The sequence below is a fragment of the Legionella sp. D16C41 genome (assembly GCF_048541585.1).
Taxonomy (GTDB): Bacteria; Pseudomonadota; Gammaproteobacteria; order Legionellales; family Legionellaceae; genus Legionella_C.
The window spans coordinates 1,949,854-1,974,129 of sequence record NZ_CP183303.1 but is presented as its reverse complement, the minus strand read 5'-3'; the positions used below and the strand labels follow the sequence as shown (position 1 = coordinate 1,974,129).

The following is a 24,276-nucleotide window of genomic DNA, read 5'->3' as shown; positions in this document are numbered from 1 at the left end:
TCCAACTGCTATAAATGGCCAATTTTTATAACAAAAACGGCTTCAAAATGCTTATGTACATCTATATAGTACTTTTTCAGCCTTTTTGCTCAAGACATCATTTCATTTTTGACAGTTTGAAATAAGGTCTATCTTGTTATTAATTTAAAACGAAAAAATCCGTTATCCATTATTTAAGAAATCATAAATTATTTGTTTATTCAATTAAATAAGATGATTTATTTGGATTGATAATTTTTATTAAATAATCAAGCGCTGTTGTCATTTCAGCAGCCAGAGTAAAAGGAGGATTTATAATTAATAAGCCACAACTATTCATACCAAGTTTATCCATAGCTTGGGTTAAATAAAATTCAATTTTTAATACGTCTTTATTTTGGCTCTTAATTTGTTCAATTAATTGCTGGTGTTGGCAACTAGCAAGAATAGGATACCATATACAATAAGTACCTGTTGCAAAACGACGATGGGCTAGGTTTACCGACTCTGCAATTGTTTTATATTCTGTTTTAATTTCATAGCTAGGGTCTATAAAAATGAGCCCGCGGCGCTCTGGTGGTGGAAGTAGGGCCCGCAGTGCTTTAAGGCCATCTATATTGTTAAAAAAAACACGCTTATTTAGGCGAGGAATGCTTTGTAAATTATTAAATTCTTGTGGATGTAATTCCGTGCATACTGCTCGGTCTTCTGGACGTAAGTTTGCAATAGCTAGATAGGGCGAGCCAGGATAAAAGCGTAGTTGATTATTAATATTAAGTGATTTAACTACATTCATATAAGGGTCAAAGAGAGTAGGTAAATTATCTTTCTGCTGCCAAATAAGGGCAATACCTGCATTAAATTCAATAGTTTTTACCGCTTTCTTCGCTTGTAAATCATATAAACCGGAGCCTGCATGAGTTTCTAAGTAAAACAAAGGTTTATCTTTTTGCGTTAAATAATTTAGGATGCGGCACAGGGTTAAATGCTTTATTACATCAGCAAAATTGCCGGCATGATAACCATGTTGATAACTAAGCATAGTAATTCTTATATTACAAAAATTTTACAGTATACGTACTTATATCTAACTTAGCCATCTTCTATAATGTAATTAAGATTGTACAATCTAAATAATATAAAAACTAACTTGAAAAAAATTACTCACAGTGATTATAATTTAATTACATTCATTAATTTGACCTAAATGGAACTGGCGATGAATTTACCAAGAGAATATGATCAAGATTTTGACGAAGATGCCCATTCCTTTTCAGAGTATCCAATTGAAGAGGAAGAAGACTTAGCACATAAAAAGCATGTACGTAAGCTCTTAGAAGAAAAGCTAGAACGTAAACGCTTACGTGAGAATATTGATGAATTAGACGGCGAATTTAATTGGGATGATTTAGAATAATTCTTTCCTATGCTGTTTATTTGCCTGTAGCGTATTCTGGAGTAAAGTTGCTATAGTCATTGGCCCAACTCCTCCAGGCACAGGGGTAATCCAGCCTGCATAATTACTTGCAGTATCAAAGTCAACATCTCCGCGTAATTTACCACTGTTTAAGCGATGTATTCCTACATCAATGACAACTTGTGATTTATTAAGCCAATTTGGCTGAATCAAGTCACATACACCAGTCGCGACGACTATAATATCAGCTAACTTAATATAAGGTTCTAAATTTTTAGTAAATCGATGGCAAATGCTTACTGTAGCGCCAGCAAGTAAAAACTCTAAAGCCATAGGGCGGCCGACGATATTTGATGAGCCTACTACTACTGTATTTTTACTTTTAAGAGGAATTTTATAAAATTCTAGTAACTGAATAATTCCAAAAGGCGTACAGGGCCTAAGTAGCGGAATACGCTGGGCTAAGCGCCCTACATTATAGGGATGAAAACCATCTACATCTTTTGATGGGACAATACATTCAATTATGCGATCGCCATTGATAGCTAAAGGAAGTGGAAACTGAACTAAGATTCCATCAATATTCGTATTCTTATTAAGTTCTTCAATTAAATTAATTAATTTTTCTTCGGTAGTATTTTCTGGTAGGTTATAAGCAACAGAGGTAATGCCTGCCTCTTCGCAAGCTCGCCTTTTATTCGTGACATAAATTTCTGATGCAGGATCATCACCAACTAAAATAACTGCCAGTGCAGGCGGCCGAATCCCTCCCTTCTTTCTCGTGGCAATCTCTTGTGCTACGGCTGTTCTTAGTTGTGACGCAAGTTGTTTACCACTTAAAGAAATTGCTTTCATATCAGCCTATTTAATTAAATATAAAGGATTATGGAATTATAAGCTGCTTAAGGCAATTTTTTAAGTTATAGATTTGTATAAAATCTTATTTCCTACAATGCAAATTAATTTGCCCGTTTAATGTGCTTGAATTTGTTTATAAATTATAACCTGAACTTTTAGCAGTCTTAAGTTAGCAAATTTATAAATGATTTTTGTTGAATTTATTGAATAACAGAGGTTTAGGTGTTATTTTCCCGAATTTAATGGAATAGACTTTGCAGGGAGCACTGTTTGAAATTAATTCGTCTAAGTGCGGCAATTTTCGCTGTATCATTACCCTTCTCATCTTTTGCAATGGGTATGGGTGATATAGAGGTACATTCGTTTCTTAACCAAGAATTTAACGCTGAAATTCCCATCATAGATATAAACAATGTATCGCTAGAGGCTATTAAGGTAAATTTAGCTTCTGTAGAAGATTATGAGCGTATAGGATTAGAACCAAGCAAAATATTATCTTTTCTTAAATTTAGTATAAAAAAAGATAAGTACGGTCATCCTGTTATTAGTATTACATCTACTGATCGAATTTCAGATCCCTATTTACAAATTGTAGTCGACTTAGCTTGGCCTGCAGGACAAATTTATCGAGCTTATACAGTATTATTAGACCCACCTGGCTATAAAGTTAAAACTAAAAAATCTGGCAGTCTAATTAAGAAAATCAATGTTAATAAAATTGATATTGGTAAGCCTGGCGTTATTAATAAGCCTGTTTATCAACATATTAAAGGAGATTTTACCCCAGCAGAAGAGCAAGCAACCTATGGCCCAACTGTAGCTGGTGAAAATATTTGGCAAATTGCAAATCGTTATAAAACTGATCAAACCACTCTACCACAAGTAATTTTAGCCATTGTGAGTAAAAATTTAAATGCCTTTATCCAGGGTAATTTAAATGGTTTAAAAGTAGGTGAGAAGCTTAAAATTCCTTCTAATGAGCAAATTGTAAAAATACCTGCTGAATTAGCGCAAGCTGAAGTAGCTAATCATGATGTAGCTTGGCAAACTAAACAAGAGATTAAGCATGTTATTTCTCCACCTTATCTAAAAGAGGAGGAAAAGGAGGTAGTTAAAAAGCCTAAGCTTAATGAGATTGAGACAACCTATTATGAATCTAAAATTGCGCGGATTCCAAAGTTTAGCTTAGAATCCTCATTGCTAAATAATTCTGCCGCAGTATTGCCTGCTCCTGAGGTATTTTCTGCGCCCACTCATACCTTATCTGCCTTGACTATAAATGGGTCTCCCCACCCAAATGCAAAAAATAATGCGATAAATACAAGTGCTAGTATTGGCGTGACATTGGCGGCTATTGATGCAATTCGCACTGAAAATTCTCTCATGAAAGCTCAAATGGATAAACTAAAAATTGCCAATAACCAATTACAGCAACAAGTTAACAAGCAACAGAAAGAATTGGTTTTATTACGTGAGCAGATAAAAACAATCATTAAAGAGCGTCAGGGTTTAAATGCACAAGCTTTAGCATTGAATCAACCTGAAAAATCATCTCACTCTTGGCTGTATTGGTTGCTTGGTGGTAGTACTATTATCGTTGCTTATGGGTGCCTTTACTGGTTTTGGTTAAGGCAACGGGAAGATAATAATGAAGATATAGACCAAGATACCGTCCCTACATCACGAGATCTATCACCGCTAAACCATTCTCCACCTCCGGTAAGTAATCCGTTTACCATTAATAAAACATCTACATCTGCAAAAGTTAAAGAAAAATCGGAGGAAAAAAATGACGTTGTACCTGTAGTGGTTCCTACGCCTTCAATAAATGAAACTCGCCATAAAGAAAATTTAGCCTCAGACCATACAAATTTAACTTCAAAACAGCAAAATTTTACAGACTCGCAGGAAAATGATACCTCAGTTGAAAAAAATGAAAATACTAATAATGATAATAACCAATCTAGTGATGAAGGAGCAATTCAAGTCCAACAGTCAGCTAGCGAGAAGTCTCTTAATGTTGCAGAAGTCAATAATGCTATGCAAACATCTTCACAAGAATCTAGTATAGAAAATAATGATTCATTAAATACTAAAGAGTCTACCTCTGCTGAAAATAATTTGTTTGTTTCTAATTCTAAAGAGCCTCTCAAGCAAGACGAGGTGGCTGATGGAGAAAATAATAGTTTAGAGTTTGAGGCTGGCCTTGATAAATTTATTAAGCCAACTGTTAAACAGGAAATACATGACGACCAAGCCTTAGATTTTGTAGTTGATGATCAAGTACAAGCTTTGTTAGATAACATTAAACAAGATGATTCTACTTCTTTAGACTCTGCAATACCGCCTACACCAGTCATTCCAGACCAAGATACAAAACAAGTAAAAATAGAAGATAAAGATAACCTCGCTTTTAATGAAAATAAGCTTAATACTGAGAGTAAAAATATGACCGAGTCGCAAGCTAGTAATAATACAGAATCAGAGGCTAAATTAATTAAAAGTCATATAGCTTTAGATACCTTGCTTTCTCTAGCTAGAACCTATATCACTATGGAGGATTTTGAATCTGCAGAGCAATCGTTAGAAGAGGTTATTGCATTTGGCAATACAGAACAAAAAAAAGAAGCGCAAAAATTATTAGATTCGCTAAAAAAATAAACTTTTAGCTGCATTTAGACAATTTAAAGCTGCTTTTAAAACTATAAAGTATATTAAGTGAGTTTTTTTGCTAAGATACTCTAAAGTTTAGTATTTATTCCCTAGACAAACGTATTAGGGTGTTATACATTGACCCTTTTTAGTAGGAAATGCGTATGCGTATCGCCTTAGGGGTTGAATACGATGGAAGCCAGTATCATGGTTGGCAAGCGCAAGCGGGATTACATACGGTACAACAAGTTGTTGAAGCAGCAATTAGTCGTATTGCGGATACCAAGGTAAGTGTTGTTTGTGCTGGTCGAACTGACACTGGCGTGCATGCAACCAACCAAATTATTCACTTTGATTGTGAGAAACAACGTTCTATTCGCTCTTGGATTCAAGGTGCTAATTCTTATTTGCCAAAAGACGTTTGTGTAAGATGGGGCCGAGAAATGCCTAATCATTTTCATGCACGTTATTCAGCCACAGCTCGTCAATATCGTTATATAATTTATAATTCAGCTATTCGTCCCGCACTACTACGGGGTAATGTCACTTGGCAATATCGACAATTAAACCATCGTCATATGCATGAGGCAAGTCAGTATTTACTTGGCGAGAATGATTTTACCTCATTTCGATCAGTAGAGTGCCAATCAAATACACCTATGCGTAATATCCATCAAGTCGAGGTAACGCGGCAGGGTGATTTAGTTATTATTGACATTACAGCTAATGCATTTTTACACCATATGGTAAGAAATATTGCTGGTGTGCTCATTGCTGTGGGCTCAGGAAAAAAACCGGTTACCTGGGTCAATGAGATACTAAAGGCAGCGGATCGGCGACTAGGTGCTGAAACAGCACCGCCTTATGGGCTATATTTAGTAAATGTTACATATCCTAAAGAGTTTGGTATTATAGCATCAGCTACAAATCCTTTATTCTTACTGGAGCGTTAAATGAGTCGTTATTTTCCCCGAATTAAAATGTGTGGGATGACGCGCAAGGAAGATATTGATTATGCTATGGCATTAGGTGTTGATGCTATAGGATTAATCTTTTATAAAGGTAGTAAGCGCGCTGTTTCAATCGAGAAAGCTAAAGGACTACTTAAAGATATACCTGTATTTATGTCGACTGTCGCAGTTATTGTTAATCCAACTGCTGATGAAGTCTGGCAAATTATGCAAGAATTACCTATTCAATGGTTACAATTTCATGGAGACGAAACAGAAGCGTTTTGCAGGCAATTTCGTATACCTTATATTAAAGCTATTCCAGCTAGTAGTAAAAATGAAGTATTAGAATTAATGAGTCAGTATCAAACGGCATCAGCATTTTTACTAGATACGCCTGCTGAAAGTTTGTATGGTGGTACAGGTATTTCATTTGATTGGAGTAATGTTCCTGCAAAGACATTGAAGCCAGTTATCTTAGCTGGCGGATTAACGGCAAATAATATTCAACAAGCTATCAACCAAGTATCAGTATTGGCAGTAGATGTCTGTAGTGGTATTGAACAGTCCCCAGGTATAAAAGATCATGATAAAATGTTTCAATTTGTTAACGCATTAAGAGGAAATTATGAGTATAGAGCTTCCTGATAATCAAGGGCATTTTGGCCCCTATGGTGGTGTGTTCGTTGCTGATACCTTAATGCATGCCTTACAAGAGTTACAAAATGCTTATAGTACTTATCGAAATGAGAGTGATTTTTTAGCTGAGTTAGATAGAGAGCTAAAAGATTATGTAGGCCGTCCAACGCCCTTATATTTTGCCAAGCGGTTAACGGAACTGACTCGAGGTGGAAGGATTTATTTAAAACGGGAAGATTTAAATCATACTGGGGCTCATAAAGTTAACAATACCGTAGGGCAAGCATTATTAGCAAAACGAATGGGGAAAACCCGAATTATTGCAGAAACTGGAGCAGGTCAACATGGAGTGGCAACAGCTACTGTTGCGGCAAAACTTGGCTTTGAATGCGTAGTTTATATGGGTGCTGAAGATATTAAGCGACAAGCCATTAACGTTTATCGTATGAAATTATTAGGTGCTAAAGTCGTACCTGTTACAGCTGGCTCGCAAACTTTAAAAGATGCACTCAATGAAGCGATGCGTGATTGGGTAAGTAATATTGATAATACCTATTATATAATTGGTACTGTTGCAGGTCCTCATCCCTACCCGCAAATGGTCAGAGATTTTCAAGCAGTAATTGGTCAAGAAGCTCGTCAACAACTTTTAGATAAAGAAGGTTGCCTACCTGATGCACTAGTCGCCTGCGTTGGTGGTGGTTCTAATGCAATGGGTTTATTTTATCCATTCTTAAATGATGAAACAGTGAAAATATATGGGGTAGAAGCAGGTGGTAAAGGTATTGAAACTGGCCAGCATGCAGCTTCTTTAATTGCCGGTCGGCCTGGAGTTTTACATGGTAACCGAACCTATCTTTTATGTGATGAATTTGGGCAAGTTAAAGATACTCACTCGGTATCTGCTGGTTTAGACTATCCTGGTGTTGGTCCTGAGCACGCTTATTTAAAGGATCAAGGCCGGGTCCAGTATGTGGCTATTAATGACCAAGAGGCACTTGATGCATTTCGGACCTTAACGCAAGTTGAAGGCATTATTCCTGCTCTAGAATCCAGCCATGCTGTTGCCTATGCTCTAAAGTTGGCTAAAACGATGCAGCCTAACCAGCGTATTATTGTTAACTTATCTGGCCGTGGTGATAAAGATATTCATACTGTAGCAAGTATTGATGGTCTGAGTATTTAAGCTGCGTATGCGTAACTGTTCATGTAATAGTGTCAACTTAAGAGTTTGTAGGTTGGGCCTTGGCCCGACAATAGTTATGATAATGTTGGACCAAGGCCCAACATACATTAACGCTTATATTGACGCCTTTAGATGAATGCGTATGCTTGGTAATTGGAGTCCTTAATGAGTCGAATTGAAAAAACTATATCCGCTTTACAAAGAGATAAGAGAAAAATGTTAAGCCCTTATCTAACAGCGGGTGATCCCTATCCAGAAGCAACTGTAGAGTTAATGCATGCCTTAGTTAGTGCAGGGGCTGATATCTTAGAAATAGGTATTCCTTTTTCTGATCCAATGGCAGAAGGACCGGTTATACAAGCGGCCATGGAACGTGCCTTGCGTTACAACATAACCTGTAAAGATGTATTGAAAATGGTAGCCGATTTTCGCAAGAAAGATAATAATACGCCTATAGTATTGATGGGTTATACTAATCCTATTGAATATTATGGTTATGAACGGTTTGCCAAGCATGCCCATGAAGCAGGTGTTGATGGTACCATTTTAGTTGACTTACCGCCTGAGGAATCAAAAGAGGTTGCAACCATCTGGCAAACTTATAATTTATGTAGCATTTATCTTTGCTCACCTACAACTACTACAAAGCGTATGGAATTAATTAATCAATATGGCCAGGGTTACTTGTATTATGTATCTTTAAAAGGGGTGACTGGTTCAAATGCCCTTGACTTAACGAATGTTAAAAACCTTTATCAGCAACGAAAGGGTCAAACTAATTTGCCATTGATGGTAGGCTTTGGGATCAAAACAGCTGAAGTAGCTGCAGAAGTTGCCGCTTTTGCTGATGGCGTGATAGTTGGTGCTGCTTTAATTAACCGTATTATAGAAGCGCATCAAAGTAATGAAGATATTTGTGTTGCAGGTGCATCATTAATTCAAGAAATGCGGCAAGCTATGGACAAAATTGAGTAAATTATGACTGAGATAAATGAAAAACGTGCTAATTTTATTCGCCAACTTATAGCAGATGATTTAGCTACAGGAAAGCATAAAACCGTGATCACGCGCTTTCCACCAGAGCCAAATGGTTATTTGCATGTTGGACATGCTAAATCTATTTGTTTAAATTTCGGTGTTGCCAATGAATTCAAGGGAAATTGTTATTTGCGCTTTGATGATACTAATCCGATTAAAGAAGAAGACGAATACGTTAAAGCGATTATTGATGATGTAAAGTGGCTAGGTTTTGAGTGGAAAGCAATAACTCATTCTTCTGATTATTACCAGCAGCTCTATGATTATGCCGTACTTTTAATTAAAGCAGGTAAAGCTTATGTTGATAGTTTAAGCATGGAGGAAATAAAAGCTTATCGTGGCACATTACAACAGCCTGGGAAAGAAAGTCCTTATCGCAATCGTAGTATTGATGAGAATTTAGATTTATTTGCTCGCATGAAGGCAGGTGAATTTCTTGATGGCACGCATGTATTGAGAGCTCGCATTGATATGCAATCTGGTAATGTTAATATGCGTGATCCAGTATTGTACCGTATTCGTCATGCACATCATCAGCGTACCGGTGATGAATGGTGTATTTATCCTATGTATGATTATGCTCATCCTATTTCTGATGCCTTAGAAGAAATTACTCACTCTTTGTGTACCCTTGAGTTTCAAGACCATCGCCCTTTATATGATTGGTTTATTGAAAATTTACCAGTGCCGGCCAAACCTGTGCAGACAGAATTTGCTCGCCTTAATTTATCACACACGGTCACTAGTAAGCGTAAATTACGCCACTTGGTCGAACAAAAAATTGTTGATGGTTGGGCTGATCCCCGTCTACCTACTCTAAAGGGCATGCGTGAGCGTGGTTATCCACCTGCTGCCATTCGAAAGTTTTGTGAAGAAATAGGATTGTCGCGCAGTGATTCTGTAATTGATATGTCCATTCTTGAAGCTTGTGTACGAGATGAATTAAATAAAACAGCTAAGCGTGCTTTGTGCGTGCTTGATCCTGTTAAAATTGTTATTGATAATTTTCCAGATAATGAAACCAAAGAAATTTATACTGCTTATCATCAACAAAACCCTGATGCAGGCGGTCGAATTTTACCTTTTACTCGTGAAATTTATATTGAAAAAAGCGATTTCATGGAAAATCCGCCTAAAGGTTATTTTCGTTTATCACCTGGATCTGAAGTACGTTTAAGGCACGCTTATGTCATTCGGTGTAATGAAGTAATTTATGATAATAATAATGAAATTGTAGAAATTCATTGTACTTATGACCCTGATACTTTAGGTAAAAATCCTGAAGGCCGCAAAGTTAAAGGCGTTATTCACTGGGTTTCTAGCAAGTATGCTTATCCAGTTACCATTTACCAATATGATCGTCTATTTAATGATCCAAATCCTGCTCGTGAAGAAGATTTTTTACAATTTTTAAATCCTAATTCATTAAAAATACAACAAGCATTATGTGAGCCTTCGTTAGCAAAGCAGCTCTTAGGTGAAGTGTTCCAATTTGAGCGCTTAGGCTATTATGGTGTTAAAGCAATTAATGATACTGAAGAAGTTATTGCTTTTCAGCGCGTAGTTGATTTAAAAGATACTTGGGGAAAAATAAGTTAAAGATTAAGGTTTATTGACATGTGTTTCACATTTCGCAGCACGTCTACGTGTCGCGGTTTATCAGCCTTATCCCTGGATCCCGTGGACAAGCCATGGGACGTAGAGATTGAAATGAAATGTCAATAGACCTTAACTTTCCTAAATAATTTACAGCTGCTTAGTAAGAGAGAACTATGCTTTATTTATATAATTCATTAACGCGTAAAAAGGAAATCTTTAAGCCCATTACACCTGGCGAAATTGGTTTATATGTTTGTGGGATAACCGTTTATGATCATTGTCATCTAGGTCATGCGCGCTCTATGGTTTGTTTTGATGTCATTGTCCGCTTTTTAAGAAGCCAAGGGTTTAAGGTTAAATTTGTCCGCAATATTACCGACATTGATGATAAAATTATTTTACGTGCAAAAGAGCGTGGGGTAACAATTCAAGTCCTAACCGAACAATATATTAATTCCATGCATGTAGATACGTCTGCTCTAGGTATTTTAATGCCTGATCTTGAGCCCCGTGCTACTCAATCTATTGACTCCATCATTAATCTTATTAAACGACTAATGGCAAAAGGTTATGCTTATCAAAGTGCCAATGGTGATATTTGTTTTGAAGTTGAGCGTTTTAAAAATTATGGTAAGTTATCACATAAGGATGTAGAAGGTTTGCTTGCCGGAGCACGTATTGAAATTGTCAAAGAAAAGCATTCGCCACTTGATTTTGTCTTATGGAAGAAAGCAAAATCTGATGAGCCTAGCTGGCCGTCTCCCTGGGGAGAAGGGCGCCCCGGTTGGCATATTGAGTGTTCGGCTATGGCTATGGATGCTTTAGGTGAACAATTTGATATTCATGGTGGTGGTCTAGATTTGCAGTTTCCTCATCATGAAAATGAAATTGCTCAGAGTGAAGCGGCTAGTGATAAACATTTTGCTAATTATTGGCTGCATGTTGGTATGTTACAAGTTAATAATGAAAAAATGGCAAAATCTACAGGTAACTTTTTTACTATTCAAGATGTTTTAAAGTCTCACCATCCCGAAGTTATTCGTTACTTTTTATTAAGCAGTCATTACCGCAGTCCACTGAATTACTCAGAAGAAAATCTACATAATGCTGCTAAGGCCTTAACTAGACTTTATCAATCTTTAAAAGAAGCAATTAATATAAATGAACAAGAATGTGTAGCTGAATGGGTTGACGAATTTAACAAAGCCATGAACGATGACTTTAATACACCTATTGCTTTATCAGTACTATTTCAATTAAGCCATGAATTTAATAAAACTAAAAATCCAGCGCTTGCTAATACCTTAAAGAAACTAGCAGGTATTTTAGGGCTTTTAGGTGTTTCGCCGGCTGAATTTTTGCAAGTGGAATCTGGTGAAGTTGATAAAGCCTTTATTGAAGACTTAATTGAAAAGCGACGTCAAGCTCGTGCTGCTAAAAATTGGCAACAAGCAGATGAAATTAGAACTACTTTGCTTAACCATAGTATAGAATTAGAAGATGGCCCGAATGGGACAACTTGGCGCAGAAGGTTAGCTAGCTAACATGTTATAAGTTAGTTGGACTTTGGTCCTGAATTGTCAGGTTAAGCATTTTCTCTCACTTCCCGTCTACGTTCCGCGGGCAAGCCGCGGAATGTAGGCAAAATAATGAAATTCTTATAAAGAAAAATAGCTGATTTTTCTTATCTTGACTGCTAGAACATTAGCCTGAGATTCACATAGCAAATGTAGCCTGGGTGTAGGCCTGCGGGCCGCAACCCAGGTTTCACGTAACGTGTAGGTTAGGCCTTGGTTCTTAGTCATTAGGCGGAGCAATTTTTCAGCCATACTTTTTTTTTAAGCCTTTGGATGCTTATAGCAGAGGTGCGTTTGAGCCTTTATTGGAACGTTGTTGGACAAGGAGTCCCAACATCGAGCCGCAGGGAAGGTTTTGGCGATTCCAAAAAAAGCTCGAATTTACTTCTGCCTGCCTCGATCTAATCGATTTATCCTGAGGGCTATGGGTCTTACTTGAGATTCACATAGCTATTGTTGGGCAGAGTCCAACCTACAAAGGAAATTAGATTAATAATTTCCAGGTGGATCGCTTGCTGGAAAGGTGCCTTTTAGAGTTTTATTTAATTTTTTATCTTCATCCTGTTTTGTTTTCTGCTCATCGCTTGTTACGCCAGAGTTATCATCTTGATCTTTGCTTTTATCACTGGTTGAAGCATGATTTTGATTTTTTTCACTTGCCATAATCTTTCTCCTTATTAAGGACGGAAGAAATCAATTAGGTGTATCAATAATACTACTAGTCCTCGTAAAAAATAGCAAATTAGCCAAATAACAGGCTTCTAGTTATATTTTTTTCAATAATATAAAAGACTATAAGCAATATTGTGGTCAATACTTACTTAAGTACTAAGTTTTGCTTAATGCTGGCTTGTTACCCGTAAAATTTCTGCTAAAGAAGTATCACCAGCTAATACTCGCTTAAAGCCATCTTGGCGGATAGTAGGAACTTGTGGCCTTAAATAATTATCAATAGTTTGTAATCCATCATTGCGATGAATCATACCGCGCAGATTTTCATCGAGAACAATTATTTCATAAATACCTGTTCGGCCCCGGTAGCCAAGTTGATTACAAACATCACATCCTTTAGGCTCAAAGACATTAGAAATATCTGTTTCTTTAGTGATGCCCATTAACTCTTTTTCATCGTCACGCAATTTATGCGGTATTTTACATGCCGAACAAAGTCTTCTCACTAACCGTTGTGCAATTAAGCCTATAATACTTGAGGAAAGAAGAAAAGATTCAACGCCCATATCCCTGAGACGCGTTAAAGCACCTAAGGCGCTGTTAGTATGTAATGTAGATAATACTAAGTGACCTGTAAGACTTGCTTGCACAGCAATTTCTGCTGTTTCAAGATCACGTATTTCCCCAATCATTACAACGTCAGGGTCTTGGCGTAGTATGGCTCGTAAGCCTTTTGCAAAAGTCATTTGAACTTTAGTATTAACTTGAGTTTGGCCAATCCCAGGTAAGTCATATTCAATAGGGTCTTCAATTGTTAAAATATTGCGGCTAACTTCGTTTAACTCAGTAAGCATGGCATATAAAGAAGTCGTTTTTCCTGAACCTGTCGGCCCTGTCACTAGAATAATACCATGAGGTTGAGTAATCATGCTGCGAATAATGGTTAACGTATCATTCGCCATTCCTAGAAGGCTTAAATTAAGTTGAGCTGCTTGTTTATCTAAAATTCTAAGTACAATTCGTTCGCCATGATTAGAGGGCAGGGTAGAAACCCGCACGTCAACATTATGACCTCCTATACGCAAAGCTATGCGGCCATCTTGTGGTATACGTTTTTCAGCAATATCCAATTTAGCCATAACCTTAACCCGTGAGATCACAAGTGGTGCAATAGCGCGCTGAATTTCTAATACTTCATGTAACACGCCATCAATACGGTTACGTACCAATACTCGACTTTCATAAGTTTCAATATGAATATCTGATGCTTTTTGCTTAATAGCTTGCGTAAATAAGGCATTTAAGAGTCTAATAATGGGAGCATCATCTTGGTTATCAAGTAAATCCTCACTGGTAGGCAGCTGGCCTGCCAATAGAGACAGATCCATGTCACCTTCCATACCTTCTGCGGCATCTAAAATAGATGACTTAGATTGATATTGGTTAGTTAAATGTTGTTGAAATTCACCTTCAGTAACTTCTTTTAATTCAAGATAGCATTGTAGAAAACGCGAAACTTCAGCCAGTACCGCTAAAGAAGGATTAGGTAGGTGCAATATAACTGCTTTGCCATTATCATTAACAGTGGCTAGAACACCATTGGCCTTGGCAAAGCCGTAAGGTAATTGTTTAGGAGTTTCTAGTACGTTTTCTGGCTCTGTCATTTGGTCATAATTACGGATTGTTTTAATGAATGACTAAATGGTCTAGGTAGATTTGTATCTTTAAGCGGTGCTAAAACCATCTTTCTGTTAGTCACTGCATAATCTTGCGAACGTAAAAATGCAAGTTCATCTTCTCTCAAATCATTATATTTTTGGCCTGTAACTTTTACTGCATCACGAGGCGTTCTTAAAATAATAGGTCTAATAAAGACCATTAATACCCGTTTTTCTCGAGAACGAGAATTATGCTGAAATAATCTACCAAGTCCAGGTATATCACCTAAAATGGGTATACCAACATTATCATTACCCAAGCTATCTTGCGTTAAACCACCTAAAACAACAATATTACCACTTTCTATATGTACAGAAGTAACAATACTGCTGATTTTGAAAACTGGATTGCTAGTGTTTAATGCAGTAGCAGGATCAATTGTATCATTTCCTTGGTCAATTTGTAACTGTATCCCATTGCCACGCGTAATTTGAGGCCTTACATAAAGATGCAACGCCACATTGACGCGGTCAAAAGTTACATAAGGACTTGCTGTTGTTGTTCCACCCGCATTATTAGGGTAAGTTGTGCTAGCAACTGAAACCTGTTTACCTACTAAAATTTTAGCTTGGCGATTATCTAAGACAACTACGGAAGGCGTTGATAAAACATTAGCGCGTCGTTGTCTTACTAATCCATATAATTGAGCTTGAAAAGTATCAATTGAAGTTTGTGAATTAATGATGGCAAAGCCTGGTGAAAAAGTAGATGGATCGCCGCTTTGTAAGGTGCTACCCCATTCAATACCTAAACTATTAATATCACTTTCATCAACTTCTGCTACTAAGGCTTCAATAAGTAGCTGAGCGGGTCGTATATCTAATTGACCAATAACAGATTTTAAAATACGAATTAGACTAGCTGGTGCATTAATAATTATCGAATTAGTATTGGGTTCTGCGATAATTTGTACAGTAGGTTTGGTACTGCCTTCATTTTGTGTGGTAGCACCATTAGTATTTGGTGTCGCTGCAGGATTTGCAGTAGGTGATGGTTGATTTTGATTATTTGCTGATGCACTTGAAGTGCCATTGGCAAGGTTAGACGCGGGATTTGTGCTATCTAACTCAGGTCTTGTGATAGTACCGATCGTAGTGCCTACATTACCGCTAAAATTAGCTTGGGCAATACCTGCTAAAATAGGAACTAAATCTTCTGCTCTTAAATAATTTAAATAAACAACTTGAGTATTACTATTAGTTCCATTTAGATTTTCTCGATCAAGCCGAGCAATTAGCATTCGAAGCCTAAGGCGCTCAGTGCGACTACCACTAATTAAAATGGCATTACTTCTATCATCTGCTGCTAGCATAATTTGATTATGGCCTGTCATTCCAGGCTGAGTCTTTACTAAATCTTTGAGGGTATTGGCAACATCCATAGCAAGCGCATATTTCAAGGGCACCATGTCTATACCATTGGCAGAAGAGGTATCAACCTGCCTAATAATATTAGCTAATTGGCGAATATTATTAGCACGGCCTGATAAAATAAGCATATTTGAAGGGCCATAGGCAGAAACATTACTCCATTGCGGCATGAGCGGCCTTAGTACAGGTATAAGTTGCTCTGCCGGTACGAAACGTACTGGCACCACTTCTACCATCATCGCATCACCGCGGGGAGGATTGCGTAACTCATCCAGTAAATCAGTGGTAACAGTTTTTGCTTCAATATTGGGGATAATTTTAATTACATCTCCTGTGGGAACAGCTGCATAACCTGATACTTGTAAAACAGATAAAAAGACTTGATATAATTCTTTATCAGAAATAGGCGTTGTTGATACAATGGATATTTTACCTTGTACACGCGGATCAATAATAAAATTTTTACCTGTAAGGCGCGATACTTCAGCAATAACTGCCCGAATATCAGCATTTCTTAAATTCCATAATTTCTTTTCAACAGGTATATTAATAGGTGGTATTACGGAAGAGGGCGGTGAAGTAGCATCAACAGCAATAGTTGTGGTTGCCGTCGGCGATTTAACAGGCGAAGTTGTACCACTAATTTCCTGTTCAACGGCTTTTGCGATTTGAAAATCCGTAATAGGCCCTACTGTAACGATATAAAGGCTTCTAATTTTATCAAAATTAATACGAATAGGTTGCTTAAACATAGAAGACAACTTAAATTTAAGTTGCAGAGCATTGCTTTCATGCGGAAAAGCGCCAGCATCAATTGTAAAAGCGGTCTTGCCATCTATACTAACTGCTTTGATTTTGCTATCATCAGCTTGTACATCAATAAAGCAAAACACAATTAAAAGAATTAAAACAAAGCTTCGCATTAACCAACCAATAAATAATCGATACTACATCATAACTAAATTTAATTAGATACAATAGACTTTTTCTTAATTCACACTAAAGAAGCAAAAATGTGCTAATTTAGCTGTCTACTTTAACAAATTAAAAGCATTTTGAGGCAGGGAAATCGATTAATTTTTTAGCAAAATAATAGACTTTGATGGAGTTTCTACAATTATCTCGATCAAAGTACTATTATGCCAACCCTAAATTAAAAGACTATTAAAGAAGCTTATGAATTGCGTTTATCGTCGTCTAAATTAAAAAGCAGTCGTCTAGCTTCTTCACTCATAATAGAGTCTGTTTTAATTTCGGCTCCCTTTTCATAAGCGCGCTTAACAGCGGGACGTTCTTGTATTTTCAAAAACCAACGCTTTAAGTGGGGGAAATTATTTAAATCTTGTTGCTGCATTTCGTGAGAAACAATCCACGGATAGCAAGCCATATCAGCAATAGAATATTCCTTAGCAATAAAGTCACGGTCAGCTAATTGCTTATCAAGTACCCCATATAATCTTGCTGTTTCACGTACATAACGATTTATAGCATAAGGTATTTTTTCTGCAGCATAATTACTAAAGTGATGATTTTGACCAGCCATAGGGCCAAGGCCGCCTACTTGCCAAAATAACCATTGTAAACATTCATAGCGAGTTACTAGATTTTCTGATAGATATTTACCTGTTTTTTCTGCTAAATACATCAGTATTGCCCCAGATTCAAAAATGGCAATAGGCTGGCTTAAGCTGGCATCCTGATCAACTATTGCTGGCATTCTATTATTAGGCGATATTTTTAAAAAATCCTCTTTAAATTGATCGCCTTTAGTAATATCTACCGGAATAATTTGATAAGGTAGGCCACTTTCCTCCAAAAATATAGTTATTTTATGCCCATTAGGTGTAGGCCAATAATAGAGATCAATCATCTTTTTTCCTTGTTGTTAGTATGTTAACGCGAATTCTTGATAGGGAGCGCTTAAAAACTTCGCTAAATTAAAGCTCTTAAAGTAAAACGATGTAAAATACTCAAATTAGGCTGCGAGTTCTGTGCTTTTGCATCGTTTTACTTTAAGAGCTTTGATTTTTCTTAGTTTTAGCCACTTCTAAACTAGCATTCATGTTTTAAAATTAAATTAGCCATCTATTACCAGGTGTTAGAATTTAGCATAGCATTCTTTTTAAAAAAATCTTCTTAGCATTTTTTAGCAGCGCTTAAGTTATCGTTCTATACTAATTGATAGCGACCAAAACCTTGCTCTATTTCTTATGATTAAACAGCTGCAGGATGCATTAAGCGATATTCTTTTAGGAAAGGAAGAGGTAATTAGCCTAGGTATTACCTGTTTGCTTGCTAATGGCAATTTACTCCTTGAAGATAGCCCAGGTATGGGAAAAACAACGTTTAGTCATGCTCTTGCCCAGTTAACAGGTATGCAATACCGGAGAATTCAATTTACTAGTGATTTATTACCTAGTGACCTTTTAGGTGTATCTATTTTCGATTCTCAAAAGCGATTATTTAATTTTCATCATGGCCCAATTTTTGCCCAACTAATTCTAGCTGATGAAATTAATCGTGCGCCACCTAAAACACAAAGCGCTTTACTTGAGGCCATGGAAGAAAAGCAAATTACCACTGACGCGGGCACAGAGTTATTACCAGAGCCTTTTTTTGTCATTGCAACCCAGAATCCTTCACATCACATCGGAACTTATGATTTGCCTGAATCACAACTTGACCGGTTTTTAATGCGCTTAACTATCGGTTATCCGCCACCTGCAGCTGAGCGCCAAATACTTAAAACACCAAGCGGAAATAAAACTTTAATAAAGTTAATGCCAGTTATGAAAACAGCGCAATTAATTGCCTTGCAAAAACAAAGCGAAAAAGTTGTTATTTCAGATGTTGTTCTTGATTATGTGCAAGCACTACTTACTGCAAGTCGAAATCAAGAGTGGTTTGTCCATGGGCTTAGCCCTCGGGCTGGTAAAGGCATTGTTCGTGCCGCTCAGGCTTATGCCCTTATCCATGATCGGCCATTTACCCGACCTGATGATATTCAAGCAATCTTGTCAGCTGTTGTTAATCATCGCTTAATTATTAAAAAAGCCCATAATAATTTATCTGCAGCTGATCTGCTAATTGATAGTGTTAAAGTTCCGATATAAATGATTATGAAACAAAAGATACTCAGTAAAATTAATCAGTGGTTTAAAACACGAAATCAAGCTGGTAATCCACAAGTATTTAATTCTAAAAATATTTATATAATACCTTCATCATTTGGTTGGCTCTATGCCTTAGTACTTTTAACTTTATTTACTGGAGCTATTAATTATCAAATTAGTTTAATCTTTTTATTGGTATTTTTATTAGCTTTAGTAGGTATTGGCAGTGCTTGGGAAGCTCATGCAAATTTTAAAGGTTTAGGAATTAAATTGTTAAATATTGATGATACCGAGGAAGGTTGTTTAGCTTATGTTAACTTATTAATTCAATCTAATAATAAGGTGCGTTACGCTTTAGAGTTTCAGTGTCAACAACAAGATTCAGTTACTCTTGAAAAAATTCCCCTAGAAGAACTTAGTTTTAAATTACCACTAGAAACTAGCAAAAGAGGCTGTTTTAAACTTCCTGTTATAAAAGTAGCAAGTCATTACCCATTAGGGTTATTCACCGTTTGGGGATATGCTTATTTTGATAATGAATATTACGTTTATCCGCAAGCTACTTTTGCAGGGTTTTGGCCTAATTATGTTAATAGACCGCATACAAATCAAATGGCAGCTGTTGGTGATAATGAAGTCTATGATCTAAGGCAGGTGGAAAACCCCTGGACGCAACCTAATTTAATCGCCTGGAAGATAGCTGCGAAAGAGCAGGGATGGTACGTTAAAACCATGGATAGCACTTTCAATCATTATTGGCAGTTTCAGTTACAAGATTTACCCGGAAGTAATTTAGAAGAGAGAATGCGTAACTTAAGTTATTGGCTACAAGAAGCAGAGATTCGCGGTGATTTTTATAGTCTTAAATTAGGTAAGCTAGCTACCGATTTTTCTCACGGCCCGCGTCATTTACATTACTGCTTACGTCAATTGGCTACTTATTCATGAACGAATCTAGTAAGCATTGCTATTTTTTAATATTAAGTCGCTACACTTTAATCACGACTTTATTCTGTTATCTACCTCATTTCAGGCAATCTCCCTATTGGGTAACACTAATCGTTATTGGTGCTATAGTCTATAAGTTCATAGCTGGCTATTTTTATTATCCACCATTACCTTGGTGGCTTAAATTAATTTTAGTTATAGGTTCTTTAATCTTGCTAAAAATCCAATATCCAACTGTTATAACAAGTGGATTTTTTATAGGCTTTCTTGCTACATTTGTTGCGCTAAAATGCCTTGAGATAGCGAGTATTCGTGATATTAAGTTCTTAATCTTTTGTAATTTTTACCTTATTTTTACAGCATTAATTATTGAGCAAACGCTTTGGATAATTATTTATTTAATTATTGCTGTATTAATTAATTTAATCTTAATGTTAAAGTTACATGCTCGTGAGCTTCCACTATCTGATATTAGTCGTAAAAGCCTAAAGTACTTACTAGCCGTTATTCCTTTTAGTTTATTACTTTTCTATATTTTTCCACGAATTTCTGAACCTCTTTGGCAGGTACCCTCACTTACTATAAATCAAGCAGGCTTTAGTGAAAAAATGAGTCCTGGTTCAATTGCTGAGTTATTTAATGATGACCGAACAGCGCTACGGGTTATATTTAATAATCAGCCTATTTTAAATGGTTATTGGCGTGGGTTAGTACTTAACCATTACAATGGTGAAAGTTGGAGCGCTGTAAGAATAAGGCAAAATAACTTAAAACCGTTGCCTGAACTTAAACAAAATAATCAAGCAGATTATGAAGTTCTATTAGAACCACATCAAAAAAAGTGGTTATTTTATTTAAGTTATCCAATAGCTGCCTATCCTAAGCTGCTTTTTGCGGAAAATAGTGGTCTGACTACTTTCAATCAAAAGCCTATTCATGAGCGTTTTAGTTATAGTTTACAAGTACAAGAGCTGCCCTATCAACCTTTAAACGAAATGGAGCTTAATGAAAATTTACAGCTACCTCCGGGGGTAAATCCACTTTTACTGGCTTGGTCTAAAGAGCACTTTGCCCAGTTTAAAGATAATCCTAGGCAAATAGTGCAAATACTAAAAAATTATATTAATCAACAACCTTATTATTATACTTTAACGCCGGGCCAGCTAAATCTACCCAATCAAATGGATGAGTTTTGGTTTAAGATTAAACGCGGTTACTGTGAGCACTATGCCAGTGCCGTTACAATTATTTTTCGCGCAAGCGGCATACCAGCGCGCGTAATTATAGGTTATCAAGGTGGTGTGTGGAATAGTGTAGGTCATTATCTTGATATTGAGCAAAATAATGCTCATGCTTGGGTTGAGTATTGGCAAGCTAATCAAGGTTGGCAGAGGCTAGACCCAACAAGTTTTATTGCCCCAGAGCGCGTGGATGATGTAATCCGCAATTTTCAATCTTCCTATCAAACACAAACTGATAATATTCATGGCCTAGGGTTGACCTGGCTGCAGAAAACAAAGTTTTTCTTTGAGGCACTTCGTTTTTCTGCTGAGCGTTGGCTGCTATTTTATAATCAAGATACGCAACAAGCCTTATTGCAGAAATTAGGTTTGCTAAAATGGGATACAAGTGATTTATTAAGGGTTACTATCATCCTTTTTATAATTTTTATTCTATTAACAGGGCTTATCTATGCTTTCTATCAACGTCAACCTATAGATAACGTGGCGAAAGCTTATAAAAAGCTACAAAAAGAATTTAAACGATTTAACGTGCCTATTAACTCGTCTTCAACATTACAACAGCAATGTAATATACTTATGAAAAAATTACCCAAACTAGCCAGCGAGATCTCGTTATTTCTTGTAAATTATGAAGGTATAAGGCTAAAACAAGCCGAAAGTTATGCTCAAAACAAGCAGAAACAGATCCTAAAATTGTTTAAAAAGTTTAAAAAACTATTACATAAAACAACTTATTCTAACTAAAGCTAGAAAAGCGTATTAAAGTTTATAAATAATTAGAAAAGTTATTACTCTAATGCTGTATACAAGAACTGATAATTAAAAATTATAAGTCTCTGCTATACTGTATAAAAATAAACCAGTTTTAGAGTGAGTTGTTATGGAAACAAAAGATGAACTGCAGAAATCTTCTACGTCTAGTCCAAATGAGTCTCAAGAAACTTCTACTAAGCCGCACGAATTTCAAATAGCTTTGCAAGATCAGGCTAAAAATATAGTTGTTTATTTACAAGAAATAGCAAGGATTAATGGAGACAATTTTCTTAATTTTTTTAAAGGTGGAGGTACAATAAAAGGCATTTCTAAAGCTGATCGCTTATTTTATGAGGGAGATAAAGAAACAATAGAAGATTCCAGAATGCGATCAATACAAGTGGAAATGGAAAATTACTTTAGAAATGAAAAGTTTCTGACATATACCAGGCAGTGGTTAAATAATTTTGAGCTGTCTTTGAATGAGAAAAACCTAGCGTCTACTAAAGACTTTATAGAGGCAATTTTTAAACCTATAGAATCAACTAAGGAATGGGTAAGCTTTCGTCAAGAAATGAATGATAAGTTTGGAGAAAAAGACGCAGAATTTTTGCTTAATAGAATAAAAGGATCTATGGCTTTTAAAGTAATTGGTTTGATCCCACAAGAAAAAAGAGGTAATGCAAATCCATTTAATGATAAATTACGAACAGAACTTTTTAATGATTATCCTAATTGGAATATCGTAATTGAACAACATAAAAATAAAACTTTAAATGAGCTTAATAGATATAAATCCGCAATAGAAAATGCAGTTGCCAAATTAGTGGATTTAAGTTCCGAAAACACTTCAGATAAAAAAAAATATATAGATGACTTGACCGATGACCTAAGGCGTTTAGAGAAAGATATTAATACTACATTAAAAAAATTTGAGTTTTCTACGCTAGGAAATAAGGAGCGTGGAGAGTTTTTATTAAACAATATGCCTTCAATATTTTTTGCTATAAAAACTGCCATAGATAGGGCTAATATAAAAGACCCAGAGTTAAAAAGAGAATTGCAAGCGAGGCTAGTTGAAAATATATTAAAAATTTTTACTGATGGTATTTCAAAAGATGAATTGGATAATCTTCAATGGAAAGGCAATGGGCAAATGAAGATTTTAGCTAAGTTTGTAGTAGAGCATTTTGGTGATTTAAAGTATTTGAAAGATTTACAAACAGAACATCATCTATCTTCTATTATGAATCATTATAAGCCAATTGTGGAATTGTTTAATACTAAAATAAACCAGAATAAGGATGAAGTCAGACAAGCATTCTTCAAGTCCGCTGAACTTCAAAGCAAAGAAGGAGGGCAAAAGGAACCTGAGCAAAAGGTAGTAAGAGAGGTAACGCAATCATTCTTAAAGACCGATGAAGGCCCAGACAAAGAGCAGGGGTCGAGAGGACCTAGCCAAGATCCAGAAAACCCCGGATTATTCTAAATAAAAGTAGAAAGCATCCTACAATTTTATTCTCGAAATTATCGGTAATTTGTTACAATTTAAAAAAGATTTATAAATTACCGATAAATGGATAGTCAAAGTAATAGAATATCCATTCTACTTAACTAGTTATTTATCAATTTTTACATGCAGTTTACCATTTAAATCAATCCAGGCGCGCTTCATAATTTCTGTATTAAAAGCAATTCCAATATCGCCTTGCTGATTAATTGAAATAACACCAATTTCACCACAATTTTTATTACGTTTATGAAGAACTTGCTCACAAATTTCTTGTAGCGGGAGATTTAATTCCGTTAGCATGGAAATCGTATGAGCGATAACACCAGTAATTAAATATTCTCCTTCACCCGTGCCTGAAACCGCGCAAGTTTTATTATTAGCATAACAGCCTGCACCAATTACACAACTATCCCCTATACGTCCAGGAAGGCTATTACTGGTCCCACCAGTAGAGGTTGCAGCAGCAAGATTGCCTTGGCTATCTAGCGCAACAGCGCCAACGGTGCCAGTTGATTTTTTAGTTAATAAGTCTTCATAGGTTTCTTCACTATTAAGGCGTTCATATTCTTCATATTGGTGAGTGGTAACAAAATAAGAATAGGGTTTAAGTGTTAAGCCCTCTTTTTTTGCAAAGTCAAGGGCGCCATAGCCTGATAAAAGAACATGTTTGGTTTTAGTCATAATTAAGCGGGCAAGCGAAATAGGATTTTTAACTTCGCGAACCATAGAGACTGCGCCTGCCTTTAATTCTTTGCCATCCATAATAGAGGCATCCATTTCAACTTCACCGGCACAATTTAAAGCAGAACCGCGGCCGGCATTAAAATAGTGGCTGTCTTCCATTATTTTTACAGCCGCTTCTACAGCATCAAGGGCACTACCACCTTGTTTTAAGATGTCATATCCTTTCTGACACGCTTTTGCTAAATCTTCCTCTGTGGCTTTTTTATTTTTCTTAAGAAAAGGAGAACTCTCGCTTGCACCGCCATGAACAGCAAAGGCTATTTTCATAATTATCCTTATTTATAGCTATTCCTTTTAAGTTAAAC

At 36.3% G+C, this 24,276-nt stretch carries 19 protein-coding genes; 12 read left to right on the top strand and 7 right to left on the bottom strand.

What is annotated here, in order from left to right; all coding sequences use genetic code 11:
• Positions 1 to 196: 196 nt before the first annotated feature.
• Positions 197 to 1,021: a 23S rRNA (adenine(2030)-N(6))-methyltransferase RlmJ gene (locus tag ACNVED_RS08590; protein WP_419418613.1), complete on the bottom strand. Its 825-nt coding sequence runs from the start codon at positions 1,019 to 1,021 to the stop codon at positions 197 to 199.
• A gap of 177 nt (positions 1,022 to 1,198) precedes the next feature.
• Here ACNVED_RS08590 and ACNVED_RS08585 point away from each other — a divergent pair, with 177 nt between their 5' ends.
• Positions 1,199 to 1,396 (top strand): PA3496 family putative envelope integrity protein, encoded by a 198-nt coding sequence (locus ACNVED_RS08585; protein ID WP_419418612.1) that lies wholly within the window; start codon positions 1,199 to 1,201, stop codon positions 1,394 to 1,396.
• On the opposite strand, the gene folD is transcribed toward ACNVED_RS08585, so the two are convergent.
• On the bottom strand, positions 1,388 to 2,251 hold the full coding sequence (folD, locus tag ACNVED_RS08580; protein ID WP_419418611.1) for a bifunctional methylenetetrahydrofolate dehydrogenase/methenyltetrahydrofolate cyclohydrolase FolD: 864 nt from the start codon (positions 2,249 to 2,251) through the stop codon (positions 1,388 to 1,390). The two genes, ACNVED_RS08585 and folD, sit on opposite strands and share 9 nt — an antisense overlap.
• 273 nt (positions 2,252 to 2,524) lie before the next feature.
• Here folD and ACNVED_RS08575 point away from each other — a divergent pair, with 273 nt between their 5' ends.
• The 7 genes from ACNVED_RS08575 to cysS all read left to right on the top strand — a co-directional run bounded on the left by ACNVED_RS08575 (position 2,525) and on the right by cysS (position 11,862).
• On the top strand, positions 2,525 to 4,915 hold the full coding sequence (locus ACNVED_RS08575; RefSeq protein WP_419418610.1) for a FimV/HubP family polar landmark protein: 2,391 nt from the start codon (positions 2,525 to 2,527) through the stop codon (positions 4,913 to 4,915).
• 155 nt (positions 4,916 to 5,070) lie between these two features.
• Positions 5,071 to 5,859 (top strand): tRNA pseudouridine(38-40) synthase TruA, encoded by a 789-nt coding sequence (gene truA, locus ACNVED_RS08570; protein ID WP_419418609.1) that lies wholly within the window; start codon positions 5,071 to 5,073, stop codon positions 5,857 to 5,859.
• Positions 5,860 to 6,504: a phosphoribosylanthranilate isomerase gene (locus tag ACNVED_RS08565; RefSeq protein WP_419418608.1), complete on the top strand. Its 645-nt coding sequence runs from the start codon at positions 5,860 to 5,862 to the stop codon at positions 6,502 to 6,504.
• On the top strand, positions 6,485 to 7,681 hold the full coding sequence (gene trpB, locus ACNVED_RS08560; RefSeq protein WP_419418607.1) for a tryptophan synthase subunit beta: 1,197 nt from the start codon (positions 6,485 to 6,487) through the stop codon (positions 7,679 to 7,681). Before ACNVED_RS08565 ends, trpB begins: the two co-directional genes overlap by 20 nt.
• Positions 7,682 to 7,846: 165 nt before the next feature.
• Entirely contained in the window at positions 7,847 to 8,656 is an 810-nt protein-coding gene (gene trpA, locus ACNVED_RS08555) for a tryptophan synthase subunit alpha (RefSeq protein ID WP_419418606.1), read from the top strand.
• A gap of 3 nt (positions 8,657 to 8,659) precedes the next feature.
• Entirely contained in the window at positions 8,660 to 10,318 is a 1,659-nt protein-coding gene (locus ACNVED_RS08550; protein WP_419418605.1) for a glutamine--tRNA ligase/YqeY domain fusion protein, read from the top strand.
• A gap of 173 nt (positions 10,319 to 10,491) precedes the next feature.
• Positions 10,492 to 11,862, top strand: a complete 1,371-nt coding sequence (gene cysS, locus ACNVED_RS08545; protein ID WP_419418604.1) for a cysteine--tRNA ligase — start codon at positions 10,492 to 10,494, stop codon at positions 11,860 to 11,862.
• Between the two features lie 522 nt (positions 11,863 to 12,384).
• On the opposite strand, the gene ACNVED_RS08540 is transcribed toward cysS, so the two are convergent.
• The 4 genes from ACNVED_RS08540 to ACNVED_RS08525 all read right to left on the bottom strand — a co-directional run bounded on the left by ACNVED_RS08540 (position 12,385) and on the right by ACNVED_RS08525 (position 17,526).
• Positions 12,385 to 12,558, bottom strand: coding sequence for a hypothetical protein (locus tag ACNVED_RS08540; RefSeq protein ID WP_419418603.1), 174 nt, complete (start codon positions 12,556 to 12,558; stop codon positions 12,385 to 12,387).
• Positions 12,559 to 12,734: 176 nt separating this feature from the next.
• Positions 12,735 to 14,231 (bottom strand): GspE family T2SS ATPase variant LspE, encoded by a 1,497-nt coding sequence (gene lspE / locus ACNVED_RS08535; RefSeq protein WP_419418602.1) that lies wholly within the window; start codon positions 14,229 to 14,231, stop codon positions 12,735 to 12,737.
• Positions 14,228 to 16,579 (bottom strand): GspD family T2SS secretin variant LspD, encoded by a 2,352-nt coding sequence (gene lspD, locus ACNVED_RS08530; protein ID WP_419418601.1) that lies wholly within the window; start codon positions 16,577 to 16,579, stop codon positions 14,228 to 14,230. Before lspD ends, lspE begins: the two co-directional genes overlap by 4 nt.
• A gap of 251 nt (positions 16,580 to 16,830) precedes the next feature.
• Positions 16,831 to 17,526 (bottom strand): glutathione S-transferase N-terminal domain-containing protein, encoded by a 696-nt coding sequence (locus tag ACNVED_RS08525; RefSeq protein WP_419418600.1) that lies wholly within the window; start codon positions 17,524 to 17,526, stop codon positions 16,831 to 16,833.
• A 340-nt stretch (positions 17,527 to 17,866) separates the two neighbouring features.
• On the opposite strand from ACNVED_RS08525, the gene ACNVED_RS08520 reads away from it, so the two are divergent.
• The 4 genes from ACNVED_RS08520 to ACNVED_RS08505 all read left to right on the top strand — a co-directional run bounded on the left by ACNVED_RS08520 (position 17,867) and on the right by ACNVED_RS08505 (position 23,203).
• Entirely contained in the window at positions 17,867 to 18,769 is a 903-nt protein-coding gene (locus tag ACNVED_RS08520; RefSeq protein ID WP_419418599.1) for an AAA family ATPase, read from the top strand.
• Between the two features lie 6 nt (positions 18,770 to 18,775).
• Positions 18,776 to 19,717: a hypothetical protein gene (locus tag ACNVED_RS08515; RefSeq protein ID WP_419418598.1), complete on the top strand. Its 942-nt coding sequence runs from the start codon at positions 18,776 to 18,778 to the stop codon at positions 19,715 to 19,717.
• Positions 19,714 to 21,705, top strand: a complete 1,992-nt coding sequence (locus tag ACNVED_RS08510; protein ID WP_419418597.1) for a transglutaminaseTgpA domain-containing protein — start codon at positions 19,714 to 19,716, stop codon at positions 21,703 to 21,705. Before ACNVED_RS08515 ends, ACNVED_RS08510 begins: the two co-directional genes overlap by 4 nt.
• Positions 21,706 to 21,841: 136 nt before the next feature.
• Entirely contained in the window at positions 21,842 to 23,203 is a 1,362-nt protein-coding gene (locus ACNVED_RS08505) for a hypothetical protein (RefSeq protein ID WP_419418596.1), read from the top strand.
• Between the two features lie 129 nt (positions 23,204 to 23,332).
• Here ACNVED_RS08505 and ACNVED_RS08500 read toward each other — a convergent pair whose 3' ends face one another.
• Positions 23,333 to 24,238 carry an isoaspartyl peptidase/L-asparaginase family protein gene (locus ACNVED_RS08500; protein WP_419418595.1) on the bottom strand — a complete coding sequence of 302 codons (906 nt, stop codon included), beginning with the start codon at positions 24,236 to 24,238 and terminating at the stop codon, positions 23,333 to 23,335.
• Between the last annotated feature and the right edge of the window lie 38 nt (positions 24,239 to 24,276).